Origin of the sequence: Streptomyces nanhaiensis, assembly GCF_046614825.1 — a bacterium.
GTDB classification, from domain to species: Bacteria; Actinomycetota; Actinomycetes; order Streptomycetales; family Streptomycetaceae; genus Streptomyces; species Streptomyces radiopugnans.
Map to the genome: position 1 here is coordinate 1 of NZ_JBKJFM010000322.1, position 1,903 is coordinate 1,903.

The 1,903-nt window shown below is 78.6% G+C and carries 1 protein-coding gene; it reads right to left on the reverse strand.

Annotated features, from left to right (window positions below; translation table 11 throughout):
• The coding region (locus ACLIYP_RS30320; protein WP_412716281.1) for a DNA repair ATPase at positions 1-1,645 on the reverse strand (1,645 nt) is incomplete at its 3' end.
• Positions 1,646-1,903 lie beyond the last annotated feature (258 nt).

The following is a 1,903-nucleotide window of genomic DNA, read 5'->3' on the forward strand; positions in this document are numbered from 1 at the left end:
CACCGCGCTGGTGCGCCGTGCCCCGGGCGCGGCGCACCAGCGCGGTGGTGCGCTCGGCCGTCTCCTCCACGGCCGCGGCGGCCCTCTCGCGCAGCTCGGCCACCCGCGCGTACTCGGCGACGGCCTGCTGCGCGGCCTCGCGCAGCGTCCGCAGCGGTGTGCCGAGCCCCTCCAGCCCCTCGCCCAGGCCGGGCGCGTCCAGCCAGTGGTGGCGGTCGGCGGCGCGGGCACAGGCGGCGGTGACCGCCTCCAGGGCGGCCGCCGTGGGCGGTACGCCCGCGCCCGCGCCCCGCGCCGTCCAGCCGGTCACCCCCTCGGCCAGCCGTACGACGGACAGGCAGTCGGAGATGCCGCGCACCAGCTCGGCGTTGCCGACCCGGGCCAGCGGCCCGTCCCCGGCGGGGCCCGCGGCGCGGGGGTCGAGGGTGTAGGGGGTGTTCCACAGCCGCACGGGGTGCGCCGCCGTCTCCTCCCCGCCGGCCGCCTCCCCGAGCACGGCCAGGGTGCCGTCGTCGAAGAGCGCGTGGCCCAGGGCGGGGATCGGGGCGGCGGCCTCCTTGCGGATGAGGTTGTAGGACAGCAGCAGGGAGCGGCCCCGGGCGGGGGCGCGGAAGACGTACAGCACGTCCTCGCCGCCTGCCGAGCGCACCTCCGCCTCGAACTCCATCCCCTCGGTGTCCGCCTCGAAGGTGCGGGCGGCCGAGCCGGCGGGGGCGTCGGCCAGGTAGCAGCCCCCGGGGAAGACGACGCCCTGGTCGTCGGGAAGGCGGCGGCACGCCTGCCCCATGCCGTCCAGCCGCAGCACCTCGCCGGTGCGGGTGTTGAAGACCAGGTGGCGGTGGGCGGTCTCGTTGTACGGCAGGACGCGCAGCAGGACGAGCGGGCCGACGCGGGCGTGGGCGATCTCGGCGTCGGCCAGGGCCTGCAGGGGGTCCTCGACGGGTTCGCTGTGGACGCCCTCGGCGGTCTCGGTGTCGTTGTCGGTCTTGACGGTGAGGGCGCCGCCGACGGTCGACACGTACAGCGTCCCGCCGTCGACCGCCACGTGCGGGTGTCGTCCGGTGACGTGGTCCTCGCGGGCGGCCGGCGTCCAGACGACGTCCTGGGCGGTACGGGCGGAACGAGGGGTGCGGTCGAGGTGGTCGCGCTCGCCCTTGTCGTCGAGGTAGGCGACGGTGCCGCCGTCCTCGGCGCGCCAGCGCAGGACGCGGATGTCGGTGGCCCGCTCGCCGACGGAGAAGACGGCCAGCAGCAGCGGTCCGGTGCGGCGCAGCCGCAGCAGCCGGGCGTGGCGGTAGTAGCGGAACAGCTCCTCGACGTCGCGGTGGAGGCGGGGGTCGTCGAGCAGGCCGGGCACGGCGTCCGGCCCGGCGGGCTCGAAGGCGGGCGGGCCGCCGTCCTCCGCGCGCAGGCGGTGGAGGGTGAGCACGTCGGCGACCGACTCCGGCCGCCCGTGCCCGGCGGGCGGGTTGGCGCCCAGCAGCAGCGCCCCGCCGACGGCCGCCACGTCGCACGGCACCCGGGGCCGCCCGGTGTCCAGCCGGGCGGCGCCCGCCAGTTCCAGTCCGGCGCCGCCGAAGACCTCGACGCGGCGGTCGTTGAGGGCCCGTGCCCCGGCCGCGAGATCCGCGGCCGCGGCCGCCATCCGGTCCCGCAGCACCTCGTGGGCGCCCGCGTCCGGCCCCGCATCCGGCCCCGCATCCGGCCCCGCATCCGGCCGCGTGTCCGGCCCCGTGTCCGGCCCCGTGTCCGGCCGCGGAGCCGGTGTCCGGCGTGCCTCGGTTGCCACGTGCCCTCAACTCCTCGCTCTGTCGGCGTCCTTCGTGGGGTGTGCGGGTCAGCGGCCCGCGGGTGCGCCGTTCGCCCCGGCGCGGGTGCGGCCCGCGCGCCCGTCCGCCCCTCC